The organism is Cupriavidus oxalaticus (assembly GCF_038900635.1).
Taxonomy (GTDB): Bacteria; Pseudomonadota; Gammaproteobacteria; order Burkholderiales; family Burkholderiaceae; genus Cupriavidus; species Cupriavidus oxalaticus_B.
This window is the reverse complement of sequence record NZ_JAYMRX010000001.1, coordinates 539,535-554,005: the sequence shown is the minus strand read 5'-3', so window position 1 is coordinate 554,005 and position 14,471 is coordinate 539,535. Positions and strand designations below refer to the sequence as shown.

15 protein-coding genes and 1 tRNA gene are annotated in these 14,471 nt (G+C 66.2%); 7 read left to right on the top strand and 9 right to left on the bottom strand.

Annotation, left to right across the window (positions count from 1 at the left end; all coding sequences use genetic code 11):
* Window positions 1-5 precede the first annotated feature (5 nt).
* From queC to VSR71_RS02565, 4 genes are all read left to right on the top strand, one after another.
* Window positions 6-689, top strand: a complete 684-nt coding sequence (gene queC / locus VSR71_RS02580) for a 7-cyano-7-deazaguanine synthase QueC (RefSeq protein ID WP_342912364.1) — start codon at window positions 6-8, stop codon at window positions 687-689.
* A 45-nt stretch (window positions 690-734) separates the two neighbouring features.
* Window positions 735-1,850 carry a YeeE/YedE family protein gene (locus VSR71_RS02575; RefSeq protein ID WP_342912363.1) on the top strand — a complete coding sequence of 372 codons (1,116 nt, stop codon included), beginning with the start codon at window positions 735-737 and terminating at the stop codon, window positions 1,848-1,850.
* A gap of 58 nt (window positions 1,851-1,908) precedes the next feature.
* Window positions 1,909-1,984, top strand: a tRNA-Lys gene (locus tag VSR71_RS02570).
* A 315-nt stretch (window positions 1,985-2,299) separates the two neighbouring features.
* Window positions 2,300-5,131, top strand: coding sequence for an EAL domain-containing protein (locus VSR71_RS02565; protein WP_342912362.1), 2,832 nt, complete (start codon window positions 2,300-2,302; stop codon window positions 5,129-5,131).
* 15 nt (window positions 5,132-5,146) lie between these two features.
* Here the strand turns inward: VSR71_RS02565 and VSR71_RS02560 are convergent, their stop codons facing one another.
* The 3 genes from VSR71_RS02560 to VSR71_RS02550 all read right to left on the bottom strand — a co-directional run bounded on the left by VSR71_RS02560 (window position 5,147) and on the right by VSR71_RS02550 (window position 6,558).
* The gene (locus tag VSR71_RS02560) at window positions 5,147-5,683 is read right to left on the bottom strand and encodes a DUF3318 domain-containing protein (protein WP_342912361.1); all 537 of its coding nucleotides are present in this window, start codon (window positions 5,681-5,683) and stop codon (window positions 5,147-5,149) included.
* Window positions 5,680-6,060 (bottom strand): phage holin family protein, encoded by a 381-nt coding sequence (locus VSR71_RS02555; protein WP_209759728.1) that lies wholly within the window; start codon window positions 6,058-6,060, stop codon window positions 5,680-5,682. Before VSR71_RS02555 ends, VSR71_RS02560 begins: the two co-directional genes overlap by 4 nt.
* A gap of 171 nt (window positions 6,061-6,231) precedes the next feature.
* Window positions 6,232-6,558 carry a DUF883 family protein gene (locus VSR71_RS02550; RefSeq protein ID WP_010813729.1) on the bottom strand — a complete coding sequence of 109 codons (327 nt, stop codon included), beginning with the start codon at window positions 6,556-6,558 and terminating at the stop codon, window positions 6,232-6,234.
* Between the two features lie 251 nt (window positions 6,559-6,809).
* Here VSR71_RS02550 and VSR71_RS02545 point away from each other — a divergent pair, with 251 nt between their 5' ends.
* Complete coding sequence (locus VSR71_RS02545; protein ID WP_342912360.1) at window positions 6,810-7,451, top strand: peroxiredoxin; 642 nt, start codon at window positions 6,810-6,812, stop codon at window positions 7,449-7,451.
* Window positions 7,452-7,619: 168 nt separating this feature from the next.
* On the opposite strand, the gene VSR71_RS02540 is transcribed toward VSR71_RS02545, so the two are convergent.
* A complete protein-coding gene (locus VSR71_RS02540) occupies window positions 7,620-8,813 on the bottom strand; it encodes an acyl-CoA dehydrogenase (protein WP_209759731.1) in 1,194 nt (397 codons plus the stop codon).
* Between the two features lie 224 nt (window positions 8,814-9,037).
* On the opposite strand from VSR71_RS02540, the gene VSR71_RS02535 reads away from it, so the two are divergent.
* Window positions 9,038-9,847, top strand: coding sequence for an IclR family transcriptional regulator (locus VSR71_RS02535; protein ID WP_342912359.1), 810 nt, complete (start codon window positions 9,038-9,040; stop codon window positions 9,845-9,847).
* Window positions 9,848-9,940: 93 nt separating this feature from the next.
* On the opposite strand, the gene kynA is transcribed toward VSR71_RS02535, so the two are convergent.
* The 3 genes from kynA to kynB are packed head-to-tail and all read right to left on the bottom strand — an operon-like array spanning window position 9,941 to window position 12,783.
* Window positions 9,941-10,825 (bottom strand): tryptophan 2,3-dioxygenase, encoded by an 885-nt coding sequence (kynA, locus tag VSR71_RS02530; protein ID WP_342912358.1) that lies wholly within the window; start codon window positions 10,823-10,825, stop codon window positions 9,941-9,943.
* Window positions 10,826-10,839: 14 nt separating this feature from the next.
* Window positions 10,840-12,096, bottom strand: coding sequence for a kynureninase (kynU, locus tag VSR71_RS02525; protein WP_342912357.1), 1,257 nt, complete (start codon window positions 12,094-12,096; stop codon window positions 10,840-10,842).
* A gap of 36 nt (window positions 12,097-12,132) precedes the next feature.
* On the bottom strand, window positions 12,133-12,783 hold the full coding sequence (gene kynB / locus VSR71_RS02520) for an arylformamidase (RefSeq protein ID WP_342912356.1): 651 nt from the start codon (window positions 12,781-12,783) through the stop codon (window positions 12,133-12,135).
* Window positions 12,784-12,931: 148 nt separating this feature from the next.
* Here kynB and VSR71_RS02515 point away from each other — a divergent pair, with 148 nt between their 5' ends.
* Window positions 12,932-13,417 (top strand): Lrp/AsnC family transcriptional regulator, encoded by a 486-nt coding sequence (locus VSR71_RS02515; RefSeq protein WP_342912355.1) that lies wholly within the window; start codon window positions 12,932-12,934, stop codon window positions 13,415-13,417.
* Here VSR71_RS02515 and VSR71_RS02510 read toward each other — a convergent pair.
* Together VSR71_RS02510 and VSR71_RS02505 are read right to left on the bottom strand one after the other, a co-directional pair.
* A complete protein-coding gene (locus tag VSR71_RS02510; RefSeq protein ID WP_342912354.1) occupies window positions 13,414-13,851 on the bottom strand; it encodes a MarR family winged helix-turn-helix transcriptional regulator in 438 nt (145 codons plus the stop codon). The two genes, VSR71_RS02515 and VSR71_RS02510, sit on opposite strands and share 4 nt — an antisense overlap.
* 17 nt (window positions 13,852-13,868) lie before the next feature.
* Window positions 13,869-14,429: a flavin reductase family protein gene (locus VSR71_RS02505; protein WP_342912353.1), complete on the bottom strand. Its 561-nt coding sequence runs from the start codon at window positions 14,427-14,429 to the stop codon at window positions 13,869-13,871.
* Between the last annotated feature and the right edge of the window lie 42 nt (window positions 14,430-14,471).

The following is a 14,471-nucleotide window of genomic DNA, read 5'->3' as shown; positions in this document are numbered from 1 at the left end:
GCACCATGACCAAACGCGCCATCGTCCTGCTTTCCGGCGGACTCGACTCCGCCACCGTACTTGCCATGGCCCGCGCCCAGGGTTTCGAGACCTATGCGCTGTCGATGCGCTACGGCCAGCGCCATTCTTCCGAACTGGAGGCCGCGAAGCGCGTGGCCGCGGCGCTGGGCGCTACCCGCCACGAGATCGTCGACCTCGACCTGCGCCGCTTCGGCGGTTCGGCGCTGACCGACGACACGCTGGAAGTGCCGACCGACGGCGCCACCGGCGGCATTCCCGTCACCTATGTGCCGGCGCGCAACACCATCATGCTGTCGCTGGCGCTCGGATGGGCCGAGGCCGTGGGCGGGCGCGACCTGTTCTTCGGCGCCAATGCGGTGGACTACTCCGGCTACCCCGATTGCCGGCCCGAGTACGTCGCCGCCTACGAAACCCTGGCCAACCTCGCCACCAAGGCGGGGGTCGAGGGCGACCGCTTCCGCGTGCACGCGCCCATCATCGACATGACCAAGGCCGAGATCATCCGCGCCGGCATAGGCCTGGGCGTCGACTACAGCCTGACGGTGTCGTGCTACCAGGCCGACGACGACGGCCGCGCCTGCGGCGTGTGCGACTCGTGCCGCATCCGCCGCGCCGGCTTCGAGGCCGCCGGCGTGCCCGACCCGACCCGATACCAGGGCGCCGCCTGAACATTTCGAACCGAACGCCGCCAGAAGCCGTCCCCCATCAACGACATGCCTGAAATCGACCTTGCCGCGCTCTCGCGCACCGTGCTGCTGAGCACGTTCGTCCTGACCTTCCTGTTCGGCGCGGTGCTGCAGCGCACGCACTTCTGCACCATGGGCGCGGTCTCCGATGTGGTCAACATGGGAGACTGGACCCGCGCGCGCATGTGGGGCCTGGCGATCGGCGTGGCCATGATCGGCACCGGTGTGCTGGCCTGGACCGGCGTGATCGATCCGACCAAGACCATCTACACCGCCAGCAAGCTGGGCTGGCTGTCGGCGCTGGCGGGCGGGCTGATGTTCGGCTTCGGCATGGTGCTGGCATCGGGCTGTGGCAGCAAGACGCTGGTGCGCATCGGCGCGGGCAACCTGAAATCGCTGGTGGTGTTCGTGTTCCTGGGGCTGTCGGCGTACATGACGCTGCGCGGCCTGTTTGGCGTGGTGCGCGTCAATACCGTCGACGCGGTGGCGGTCACGCTGCCGACCACGCAGGACCTGCCGTCGGTGCTGGCGCAAGGCACCGGCGCGGCGCGCGGCGCGCTGCAGCTTGGGCTCGGGCTGCTGCTGGGCGGCTTGCTGGTGGTGTGGGCGCTGGCGGGGCGCGGCTTCCGCTCGTTCGACAACCTGCTCGGTGGCATCGGCGTCGGCCTGATCATCGTGGCGATGTGGTACGTGTCCGGCCAGCTGGGCTACGTCGCCGAGGATCCGAATACGCTTGAAGAACTGTTCGTGTCGACCAACTCGGGACGCATGGAAAGCCTGAGCTTCGTCGCGCCTTACGCCTATACGCTCGACTGGCTGATGCTGTTCAGCGACAAGAGCAAGGTGCTGACCATCGGCATCGTCAGCGTGTTCGGCGTGATCGCCGGCGCGGCGGTCTATGCGCTGGCCACGCGCACGTTCCGCTGGGAAGGCTTCGGCAATGCCGAGGATGTGGCCAACCATATGGTCGGAGGTATCCTGATGGGGGCGGGCGGCGTGACCGCGCTGGGCTGTACGGTGGGGCAGGGGCTGTCGGGGGTGTCGACGCTGGCAATCGGTTCCTTTATCGCGCTGGCCGGCATCCTTCTGGGTGCGGTGCTGGCGTTCCGCTACCAGATGTGGCGGCTAGAACGCATGGTGTGAATCGCGAATGCTTGACAGTCTGGAAACTATGTCACTATAATCGCGGTTCTGTTTTTTCGGGTCGTTAGCTCAGTCGGTAGAGCAGCGGACTTTTAATCCGTTGGTCGCGTGTTCGAGTCACGCACGACCCACCAGCATTCGAAGTACACGAAGGCCTGCGCAATGCGCAGGCCTTCGTCGTTTTCAGATCGCAAAACGCATCCTCCGGGGATGCGGTCCCCATCTGGCACCGCAACGCATTGACCGCGTTGCGCAGACCACACGCCATGCCGCGCACCCGGTCGGCGTGCAGACTCCAGCGCAAAAACCCGCGACACCATTGGTTTAACCAGATCGAGTTAGAGACTTGCTGTCTTGTCCACACGACAATGAGCGGCGGACCTGCCATGGCGGGCGCGGCGGGAGACACAGAATGAATTGAGCCGGGCCAGCACCCGGCAGGATTCCATATGCGGCAAGCGGGTGAATCGTTACCGGCCAGCGGCCACGTGCTGCGCATCATCTGGCCGTTCGTTCCGGTAGTGGTAGCGCTGGCATTGTTCAGCATCGCCAGCCTTGACCTGTTGTCGGCCGCGCGCGCGTTTGTCGCGGGCGAGAGCCAGTGGTCCAACGGCCAGAAGAATGCGGTGCTGCATTTGCTGCGCTACGGCGAAGACCGCAATCCTGCGGATTTCACCGCCTATCTGGCCGCCATTGCGATTCCGCTGGGCGACCATCGCGCCCGGCTGGAACTCGACCGTGACGAGCCGGACCTGGAACGCGTGCGCGAAGGACTGCTCGCAGGCGGCAACCACCCGGACGACATCCCGCGGATGGTCCGGCTTTACCGAAACTTCCGCCATATCCACGAGGTCGATGCCGCGATCCGCGTGTGGGCCGCCGGCGACGAAGAGATCGCCGCGTTGCACGAGCAGGCGCTGGCACTGCGCGGGCTGGTCGACCTGCCTGGTTGCGACGACGATTGCGTGGCGCCCGTGCTGCGCCGGATCGCGCAGATCGATGCGCGGCTGACCCCGCTGGAACGTGCGTTTTCGGACCACCTTGGGCAGGCGTCGCGCCGGGTGACGCGGCTGCTGACCAACGGCAGCGCGGTGGCGGCGACCTTGCTGCTGATGTCGGCGATCCTGCTCTCGCACGGCCCGCTGCAGCGCGAGCGGCGGCTGCGCGAGGTACTGTCCCAGCGCGAGGAGCAGCTGCAACTGGCGGTTGAGGGCAGCAACGACGGCCTGTGGGACTGGCATCTCGGCAGCGGCGAGCTGTATTTTTCCGCGCGATGCTCCCAGATGCTGGGCTACGGCGCCAGCGAGCTGCCGCATGCGCGGGAGACCGTGCTCGGCCTGCTGCATCCGTCGGACGTCGAGGCCTTCGAATCCAAGCTGGCGCGGCACCTGCGCAGCGGCGAGCCGTATGACACCGAGTTCCGGCTGCGCAAGCGCGACGGCGACTACCTGTGGGTGCGCGCACGCGGCCGGCTGGTTCGCGCCGCCGCGCGGCGGCGATCGCGCATGGCGGGCTCGCTGACGGATATCTCGGACAACAAGCGCTACGAGGCCCAGCTGTTTGCAGAAAAGGAGCGTGCCCAGGTCACCCTGCAGGCAATCGGCGACGCGGTGGTGACCACCGACGTGTGGGGCCGCGTGCAGTCGCTCAATCCCGCTGCCGAGGCGCTGACCGGCTGGCGCGAGGCCGACGCCCTCGGGCAGCCGCTGGGCAAGGTGTGCATGCTGCGCGACGAGGACAGCCTGGCGCCGCTGCCCGACATCGTCACGCTCGCGCTCAGGCAGCGTTGGCGCAGCCAGTCGGCACAACTGGTGCAGCGCGCCGCATCGGGGCATTCCGGCCAGGCGCTTGCGGTCAAGCCCTCGGTGGCGCTGATCCGCGATCGTGCCGCGCAATCGATCGGCGTGGTGGTGGTGCTGCACGATATCAGCCAGGAACGCGCGCATGCCGCGCGGCTGGCGTACGAGGCCAGCCACGACAGCCTGACCGGGCTGGTCAACCGAGCCGAGTTCGAGCGCCGCGTCGACGCCGCGATCACGCGGGCGCATGCGCAAGGCGTCTCCCATACGCTGATGTACCTGGACCTCGACCAGTTCAAGGTGGTCAATGACACCTGCGGCCATGCCGCCGGCGACGAACTGATCCGGCAGATGGCCGAGGTCATGCGCAGCCAGCTGCGCCGCAGCGATACGCTGGCGCGCCTTGGCGGCGACGAGTTCGGCGTACTGCTCGAGCATTGCGCTACCAGCGACGGCGAGCGCGTGGCGGAGGCGCTGCGGCACGCCATTGCCTGCTTCCGCTTCGCGTACCGGCAGCGCACCTTCGCGCTGGGCGTGAGCATCGGCCTGATCTTGCTGGATGCCCAGACCGGCAGCGTCGCCGAAGCGCTCAGCGCGGCGGACGCGGCCTGCTATGTGGCCAAGGAGGGCGGGCGCAACCGCGTGCAGGTCTACCATCCCAGGGACAACGTGGTGCAGGCACGGCATGGCGAGATGGAATGGGTCAGCCGCGTGCACGCCGCGCTGGCGGCGGGGCGCTTCTGCCTGTATGCGCAGCAGATCGTGCCGGCGCGGCCGGACGCTGCGGCGCGGGCCCCGGGGCGCCATATCGAACTGCTGCTGCGCATGCTCGATGAGCGCGGCCGGCTGGTGCCGCCGATGGCGTTCGTGCCGGCGTGCGAGCGCTACAACCTGATGCCGATGATCGACCGCTGGGTGGTCGAGACCGCCTTCCGCGCGCTGGCGGGCCGCCAGGGGGAGATCGCCACCTGCGCCATCAACCTGTCGGGCTCGTCGCTGGCGGATATCCACTTCCCCGAGTTCGTGCGCGAGCAGGCGCAGTGCGCCGGCATCGCGCTGGACGGCATCTGCTTCGAGATCACGGAAACGGCGGCGATCGCCAACCTCGCGCAGGCGGGATCATTCATCCAGCAACTGCAGCAGCTCGGCTGCAGTTTCGCGCTGGATGATTTCGGCGCGGGCATGTCGTCGTTCACCTACCTGAAGCACTTGCCGGCGGCGTACCTGAAGATCGACGGCAGCTTCGTGCGCGAGATGCTGGCCGATCCGGTCAACCTGGTGATGGTGGAGGTGATACAGCGCATTGGCCAGGCGATGGGCATGAAAACCATCGCCGAATTCGTCGAGAGCGAGGCCATGCTGGAGCGGCTGCGCGAGCTCGGCGTAGACCTGGTGCAGGGTTTCCATATCGGCCTGCCAGAGCCGTTCGCCCCGACCGGACTGGCCGCAATGGTGCCGTCCGCGGCGGCGCGGACGGCCTGAGGTCAAACGCGAGGTTCAGCGAACGAGCGGGTCGCGGAAGCCGGTGTCGACGGGAGGCGCGCCTGGCGTAGCCGTGCCTGTGGTGTCCGGCACGGTGGCAGGTGCGGGGGCGGGTGCGGTGGCAGGAGGGATCGCCTGCCGCCTGGCGTCGCGCCAGGTGTTGTAGACCCAGTACGCCGCGCCGGCCGCCAGGCCAACCTTGGACAGCTTCCAGGTCCAGCGCAGCACCGGCGTGCGCCGGAGCAGCGGCAGCGCCAGCGTGACGGCGGTGCTCAGCAGCGGGTAGTCCTTGGTGATGCCCGCCACTTTCATCAGCGAGCCGGGCCGTGCGATGCGCGGCAGCCAGCTGGCAAAGCTGCCCAGCCGGCGTGCGCCGCCGCGTACCTGGTGCAGCGCCTGCAGGCAGTCGTGGCGTTCCAGCGCCGCGCGTGTGAGCAGCAGTTCCTTGCGCACCTCCAGCGGCAAACGGACTTCCTGCGTGAAGCGGACGGGCCGCGCGTGCTCGCGGCGGTTGCGCTCGTTTGCGCCTTCGTCGGGTTCCAGGGTGGTCATCGGCGCAGGATCTCCCGGTCTTTGTCGATTTCGGCGAGCGTGGCCTCGAACATCGGCGGGGCGTTGCGCACCAGGTTGCGCGCGTACGCCAGGCAGCCGGCGCATAGCAGCAGGTAGACGACCACCAGCACGCCCAGTGCCTGCCAGCCGTAGCTGTTCCAGAACAGGATGGCGACGAGCGCGGTGAAGGTGACCAGCGCGATGCCGAAGAACACCAGCCCGAAGCAGGCCAGCAGGGCCACCTTCATCAGGCGCGTGCGTTCCTCGGCGAATTCGACGCTGGCAAGCTCCAGGCGAGTCTGGACCATGGCAACCAGCGAGTTGAGGAGGTTGCGTACGGATTCCAGCAGTTTGGGAGAGGGGGTGGATTCGCTCATGGATTCGCTCGGCGGCTCCGGCGTGAAAGCGGCACGCCGGCATGGCCGAGCGTGCCTTTCTGCGGACGGGGCCGGGCGCCGCTGTGCGGGCCCCCGGGCCTCTGGCAACCCGTGCCTCGCGCGGGTTGCCGCTTTGGTGCGGCACCTCGGGCCGCACCGGACTACAGCCGCTTACTTGCGGTTCAGCAGCAGACCGATCAGCAGGCCCACGCCGGCCGCCACGCCCACGGCGCGCCACGGATGGTCGTGCACGTAGTCGTCGGTGGCGCGAGCTGCCGCCTTGCTCTTGGTCACGACCGCATCCTGCAGGTCCTGGGCTTTTTCCTTGGCTTGCTTGAGCAGACCCATGCCGCGCTCGCGCAGTTCGGCGGCTTTTTCGCCGGTGGTCGAAGCGGCTTGCTTCAGCAGCTCCTCGGCGTCGGACAGTACGGTCTTGACATCGCTCATCAGTTTCTCCTGTTTGCGGGCGGTTGGTTCGGTTTGTGCGGATTCTGACATTTTCTACGCTCCGAGGCTAACGGCATTGTCTGTCTGATACTTAGCATATGTGGCGGGCGACGGTGGTTTCAAGGCCACGCGCCTCATCGCCAGTATCGGCGAGGCCATTGCCAGCATGCCCGAAAGCGCGCGAAAAGACTGTCAGAAAATGTCTATATGACTACGAGTGATTTTGTAGTGACTTTATATTCGTTTGGGTTGGATATCAATCGGGATACGCTGGTTCCACTTCGAAATCAGGAGATCTGAACATGGCATTGCGTCTCGGCGATATCGCCCCGGACTTCGAGCAGGATTCGAGCGAAGGCCGCATCCGCTTCCACGAGTGGCTCGGCGACAGCTGGGGCGTGCTGTTCTCGCACCCGGCCGACTACACGCCGGTGTGCACCACCGAACTGGGCCTGACCGCAAAGCTGAAGGAAGAGTTCGCACGCCGTGGCGTCAAGGCGATCGCGCTGTCGGTCGATGGCGTGGAATCGCACCACGGCTGGATCCGCGACATCAACGAGACCCAGTCGACCACGGTCAATTTCCCGATCCTGGCCGACGGCGACCGCAAGGTCTCGCAGCTGTACGACATGATCCATCCGAACGCCAGCGAGACCCTGACGGTGCGTTCACTGTTCATCATCGATCCGAGGAAGAAGGTGCGCCTGACCATCACCTACCCGGCCAGCACGGGGCGCAACTTCAACGAAATCCTGCGCGTCATCGATTCGTTGCAGCTGACCGACAGCCATAGCGTGGCCACGCCCGGCAACTGGCAGCATGGCGATGACGTGGTGATCGTGCCCTCGCTGAAGGACGAGGCCGTGATCCGCGAGAAATTCCCGAAGGGCTACACGGCCGTGCGGCCATACCTGCGGCTGACGCCGCAACCCGACAAGGCGTGACGCTCCAATGAACGCGGCCCCACATATTGCGGGGCCGGCGTCCGGAACAGGTGTTTTATCGACGGGGGCAGCCTCGTCGTCTCCTTGCTAGTGTGCTTGGCCCGGCTCCGCAGCCGGGCTTTTTTCATTTCAGGAGTTCCTGTCCGTAAGTGCCCGGTTACGGATGCTTCAGAAGAAGGCCTGGAGGCCGGTCTGGGCGCGGCCGAGGATCAGCGCGTGGATGTCGTGCGTGCCTTCGTAGGTGTTGACCACTTCCAGGTTCACCACGTGGCGGATGACGCCGAACTCGTCCGAGATGCCGTTGCCGCCCAGCATGTCGCGCGCCACGCGGGCAATGTCGAGCGACTTGCCGCACGAGTTGCGCTTCATGATCGAGGTGATTTCCACCGCGGCGGTGCCTTCGTCCTTCATGCGGCCCAGGCGCAGGCAGCCTTGCAGGCCCAGCGTGATCTCGGTCTGCATGTCGGCCAGCTTCTTCTGCACCAGCTGGGTCTGGGCCAGGGGGCGGCCGAACTGCTTGCGGTCCAGCGTGTACTGGCGGGCGGTGTGCCAGCAGAACTCGGCGGCACCGAGCGCGCCCCAGGCGATGCCGTAGCGGGCCGAGTTCAGGCAGGTGAACGGACCCTTCAGGCCCTTCACGCCCGGCATGATGTTCTCTTCCGGCACGAAGACCTGATCGAGCACGATTTCGCCGGTGATCGAGGTACGCAGGCCGACCTTGCCGTGGATAGCCGGAGCGCTCAGGCCCTTCCAGCCCTTTTCCAGGATGAAGCCGCGGATGTCTTCCTTGCCGTCTTCGCCCGCCAGCTTGGCCCACACCACGAACACGTCGGCGATGGGCGAGTTGGTGATCCACATCTTGGCACCGGTCAGCTCGTAGCCGCCGTCGACCTTCTTCGCGCGGGTCACCATCGAGCCCGGGTCGGAGCCATGGTTCGGCTCGGTCAGGCCGAAGCAGCCGATCCATTCGCCGGTGGCCAGCTTGGGCAGGTATTTCTGCTTCTGCGCTTCGGTGCCGAATTCATAGATCGGCACCATCACCAGCGACGACTGCACGCTCATCATCGAGCGGTAGCCAGAATCGACGCGCTCGACTTCACGGGCGATCAGGCCGTAGCTGACGTAGTTCAGGCCGGGACCGCCGTATTGCTCGGGGATGGTGGGGCCGAGCAGGCCCAGTTCGCCCATCTCGCGGAAGATCTCGACGTCGGTCTTCTCGTTGCGGAACGACTGCAGCACGCGCGGCATCAGCTTGTCCTGGCAGTACGCCGCGGAGGCGTCACGCACGGCGCGTTCGTCGGCGGTCAGTTGCTGGTCGAGCAGCAGGGGATCGGCCCAGTGGAATTCGGCGTTGGCAGCCATGCAGGTCTCCTTCGGTGGCGCGGCGGAAGCGGGGCGACTTGCGCGGGTGCTTCCGGAGTCTCGGGTTCGGTGGATCGTGCGGAGGATTTTTTGGTTCCGCATTGCGGAACTGTGTTCCGTTGAATTAGTATATCGCAATGGGTCTGCCGTGCAACAGGCAAAACCCCGAGCCAACCATGCCTTGTGCGATGAGCGGACAACCGCCGACCTGAGAGGAGCACATCTTGAACAGTCCGTCACTTTCGAACGACGCACCGACGCCGGACGCCCCGGTACGTGAGAGCGATCCGAATTTCGTCACCGCGCTGGCGCGCGGTCTGGAGCTGCTGCGCTGTTTTCGTACCGGCGAAGCGATGCTTGGCAACCAGGATTTCGTGCGCCGCACCGGGTTTCCCAAGGCCACGGTCAGCCGGCTGGCCGGCACGCTGGTGCAGCTGGGTTACCTGCGCTATGACGACAGCCTGGGCAAGTACGCGCTCGATGCCGGGGTGCTGGCGCTGGGATATGCGTACCTGTCGGCGTCTGACGTGGTGACGCTGGCGCGGCCGCATATGCTGGCGTTCGCGCAGTCGTATGGCGTGTCGGTATCGCTTGGCAAGCGTGAGCGGATGGAGGTGATTTACCTCGAATCGATCCGCAATGACGCTGGAGTGATGCTGGGCCTGGGGGTGGGGTCGCGGCTGTCGCTGGTGTCCAGTTCGATGGGGCGGGCGTATCTGGCAGCTCTGCCGGCAGCGCGGCGGGATCGGGTACTGGCCGAATTCAGCCAGGCGTTTCCGGAGCAATGGAAGCAGCAGGAAGGCGCAACGCGGGTTGCCTTGGCTGATGCGCAGCAGCGGGGCTATGCGTCGTCATTCCGGGATTGGCATCCGGCGATTCATGCCTGCGCGGTGGCGTTTCGGCCCGTCGGGGAGAAGGATCTGCATATGTTGAGTTGCAGTGCTTCCTATGGCACGGTGGAGGAAGAGGTTTTCCACCAGACGCTGGCGCCGGCGCTGGTGGCATTGGCTGGCAGGTTGTCGGACCGGGTTTAGGGACTTCCCGTTGATGTCTTTGCCTTGCGGCCGGGCATTGGGTGGATGCCCGGCGGCAGGAAGCCGCAATCCCGGAATGCGGGGCACCAGGGATCAAAGATCCGTCCTGAGCTTCCAAAGCTCCGGAAACAGCACCACATCCAGCATCTTGCGCAAATAGCTGACACCCTCGGTGCCGCCGGTGCCACGCTTGAACCCGATCACGCGTTCAACCGTAGTCACATGCCGGAACCGCCATTGCCGGAACGAATCCTCCAGGTCGACGAACTTCTCGCCAAGTTCATACAGCTCCCAATGCGCGGAAGGATTGCGATAGACCTCCAGCCAGGCCGCCTCGACCGAAGCGTTGTAGGCGGTAGGCTGGGTCCAGTCGCGCTCGACGCATTCCGCATCGATGGCAAACCCGCGCCGCGCCATCAGCCGGATCGCTTCATCGTAAAGAGATGGCGTCTTCAATGCGGTCTCCACCAGCGCCAGATGCTCGGCCCGATGCGCATGCGGCTTCAGCATGGCCGCATTCTTGTTGCCGAGGATGAATTCGATTTCCCGATACTGGTACGACTGGAAGCCAGACGACATCCCCAGGTAAGGCCGCATCGCCGAATACTCCGGCGGCGTCATCGTCGCCAGCACGTTCCACGCCTGCACCAGCTGGTCCATGATCCGCGACACGCGCGTCAGCATCTTGAATGCTGGCGGCAAGCTGTCGGTCTTGACCGATTCGCGCGCCGCGCGCAGCTCATGCAGCATCAGCTTCATCCACAGCTCGCTGGTCTGGTGCTGCACGATAAACAGCATCTCGTTGTGGTCCGGCGACAGCGGGTGCTGCGCGCTCAGGATCTGGTCCAGGCCCAGATAGTCGCCATAGCTCATGTCCTTGGCGAAGTCCATCTGCGCGCCATGCCAGCCATCGCCCTGCGATGCCGTTTGCGATGCGCTCGCCGTGCCCGAGAAGGGGCATCCCTTGATTTCACTCATGATGGAACTCCCGATCAGGTCACCTGGCCGCGCACCTGGAAGCGCGCATCGCGATACATGCCGCTGTCCAGCACATCGCGCAGGATCTCCACCGCATCCCAGACTTCGGTAAAGCTGGTGTACAGCGGCGTGAAGCCGAAGCGCGCGATGCGTGGCTCGCGGTAGTCGCCGATGACGCCGCGCTCGATCAGGGCCTGCACCACGGCATAGCCTTCAGGATGCTCCCAGCTCACCTGGCTGCCGCGGCGCGCGTGCTCGCGCGGCGTGACCAGCGTGAGCGGATGCTGGCCGCAGCGTGCTTCCACCAGTTCGATAAAGAGGTCGGTCAAGAGCAGCGACTTGGCGCGCAGCACTTGCATGCTGGTCTGGGCATAAATGTCCAGCCCGCACTCGACCATCGCCAGCGACGTGACCGGCTGCGTGCCGCACAGGAAGCGGCGCACGCCTTCCACCGGGCGGTACTGCGGCTCCATCGCGAACGGCGCGGCATGGCCCCACCAGCCCGACAGCGGCTGCCAGAACGCATCGCGCAGCGCCGGCGCGACCCACACGAACGCGGGCGAGCCCGGGCCCCCGTTCAGGTACTTGTAGGTGCAGCCAATGGCGTAGTCGGCGCCGGATGCCTTCAGGTTGACCGGTACCGCGCCGGCGGAGTGGCACAGGTCCCACACGGTCAGCGCGCCGCGGGCATGGGCGAGTTCGGTCAGCGCGGCCATGTCGAGCATCTCGCCGCTCTTGTAGTTGACGTGCGTCAGCATCAGTACCGCGGTATCGGCGCCGACGGCGGCGTCGATCTCGGCCGGCGAGTCGACCAGTCGCAGCGAATAGCCCTGCTGCAGCAGGTCGGCCAGGCCCTGGGCGATATAGAGGTCGGTCGGGAAGTTGCTGGATTCGGAGACGATCACCTTGCGCGCCGGATCGCGCGTCTGCTGCACGCGCAGCGCGGCGGCCAGCACCTTGAACAGGTTGATCGAGGTGGTGTCGGTCACCACCACTTCATTCTCGCCGGCGCCGACCAGCGGGGCGAGCTTGTTGCCCAGCCGCTGCGGCAGTTCGAACCAGCCGGCGGTGTTCCAGCTGCGGATCAGGCCGTCGCCCCATTCCTCGGCAACGACCTGGGCAGCGCGCGCGGCGGCCGCGCGCGGGCGGGCGCCGAGCGAATTGCCGTCGAGATAGATCACGCCCTCGGGCAGGGCGAACTGCTCGCGCAGGGGGCGCAGCGGGTCTTGCTGGTCGAGCTGCAGACAGTGCTCGCGGTCAATGGTCGTCATGTCTTGATGGTGGGTATGCGTGAAATTTTGAGGCGTTCAGTCCAGGCTGCGCAGCACGGCGCGCACCGGGCTGGCATCGAGCCCGGCAAAGCGCAGCGGCAGCGCGATCAGTTCGTAGTCGCCTTCGGCGACGTCGTCCAGCACGATGCCTTCCAGGATCGCCAGCCCATGCCGGCGCACGGCGCGGTGCGCGTCCATGGTCTTGGATTCCTGCGGATCGAGAGAAGGGGTGTCGATTCCGACCAGCTGCACGCGGTGCGATGCGAGCAGCGCGACGGTGTCGGCGGCGACGGCGCAGAATGCCGGGTCCCATTGCGCCAGCGGCGCCTGCCGGTAGGTGCGCAGCAGCACGCGCGGCGGCAAGTCCTGCAGCGCGTGCTCGACATGGCGCGGCTCCACCACCGGCGCTGCGCCGATGCAGTGGATCACCCGGCAAATGCCGAGGTAGGGCGAAAGCGGCACGTCGCCGATCGGTGCGCCATCGGCCGCATAGTGCAGCGGCGCGTCAGCGTGGGCTCCGGTGTGCGGCGACAGCGTGATGCGCCCGACATTCACCGGGCAGTGTTCGTCCATCTGCCACGCGGGCGCTTGCTGGAACGGCGTGTCGCCGGGCCACACCGGGGTGGCCGGGGACAGCGGCGGGCTGATGTCCCACAGCCGGCGCGGGTCTTGTCTGGGGGCGGTCATGGAATGGGGCGGCGGTGCCGTCTTTTGTCTGCCTCGATGTCGGCATATTAGACAAATTCCCCGGGAAGAGGCTTGCGAAATGAGCGGTCTGGCACGCCATCTTTCGCATAAAATTCGAATATCATACTTTTCGTCGCAGGAAATTCGAATGACCCTCGATCCCATCGATCTGCGCATCCTCGCGTGCCTGCAGGAGAATGGCCGCATCAGCAACCAGGACCTGGCCGACCGGGTGGCGCTGTCGCCTTCGGCATGCCTGCGCCGCGTGCGGCTGCTGGAAGAGTCAGGGGTGATCGGCGGCTACCGCGCCTGGTTCGATGCCGAGCAGCTCGGGCTGGAGCTGGAGGCCATCGTGCAGGTGTCGATGCGCCATGACGTGGAGGGCTGGCACGACACCTTTATCGCCGCGGTGCAGTCCTGGCCCGAAGTGCTGTCGGCCTACATCATCACCGGCGACAGCAACTACATCCTGCGCGTGCAGGCGCGCAACCTGAAGCACTACTCGGATTTCATCGTGAACCGGCTGTACCGCACCAAGGGCGTGATGGATATCCGCTCGAACATCGTGCTGCAGCGGATCAAGACCGACAGCTCGCCGCTAGCAATCCTGAAGGCGGCAGGGGAAGGCGCCTAGCTCTGCGTGTGCAGCGCGATCAGCTGCCGCAGCGTTTCCTTGAGCTGCGCCCCTTGCTCGGGGCCAAAATCGTTCAGCACCGCGCGCTCATGCTGCGCGGCGCGCTCCAGCAGCGGCCGGGCCAGCGCCAGCCCGTGCGGCGTGATCGAGATCAGCGCATGGCGGCGGTCGGTGGTGCCGGCGGTGCGCTTGACCAGCCCCTCGGCGGCCATGCGGTCGACCAGCTTGGTCAGCGTGGGCTGCTTGGTCAGCGTGATTTCGGCCAGCGCGCCGATGGTGCAGTCGGCGCGGTCGGCAAGCGTCGCCAGCACGCGCCATTCCGGCACGGACAGGCCGCGGGCTTCGACCTCGCGGTGGAATTCGCCGGAAATCAGGTGGCTGGCGCGGGCCAGCAGGTAGGCCAGGTAGCCGTCGACGAAAGGCTGGTCCGCCATGATGGAGCCGCGCTCGCTCAGGGCTCGATCGGGGTGGTGGTGGAAAACTGGCCGCCCTGGAACACCAGCGGTCCGTCCGGGCCTTCGAGCACGCCGCAGCGCTCTACTTCGCCGACGAAGATCACATGGTCGCCCTCGTCGTAGCGGCTGCGGTTATGGCATTCGAACCACGCCAGCGCGTTGGCCAGGATCGGCAGGCCGGTGGCCGACAGCCGGTAGTCGACGCCCGCGAAGCGGTCCCCCTTCAGCGTGGCGAAGCGCTGGCACAGGTCCAGTTGCGATGCCGACAGCACATTGATGATGTAGTGGGTGCCGTCGCGGAACATCGGCAGGCTGTTGGCGCGCGTGGCCATGCTCCACAGCACCAGCGGCGGATCCAGCGACACCGAGTTGAACGAACTGGCGGTGATGCCGATGAACGGCGGGGCGCCGGCCGCGACCGATTCGGCGCTGGCGCGCGTTGTGATCACCGTCACGCCGGTCGCGAACTGCGACAGCGTGCGACGGAAATGCTGCGCATCGAAGTCCGGTGCGGCGGCAATGTTGGCGATCCGTGGCTGGGCCTCAGGCATGCCCATGGGGGCTCCACTGGAGTTCATGAAATTTCATATATATTATTC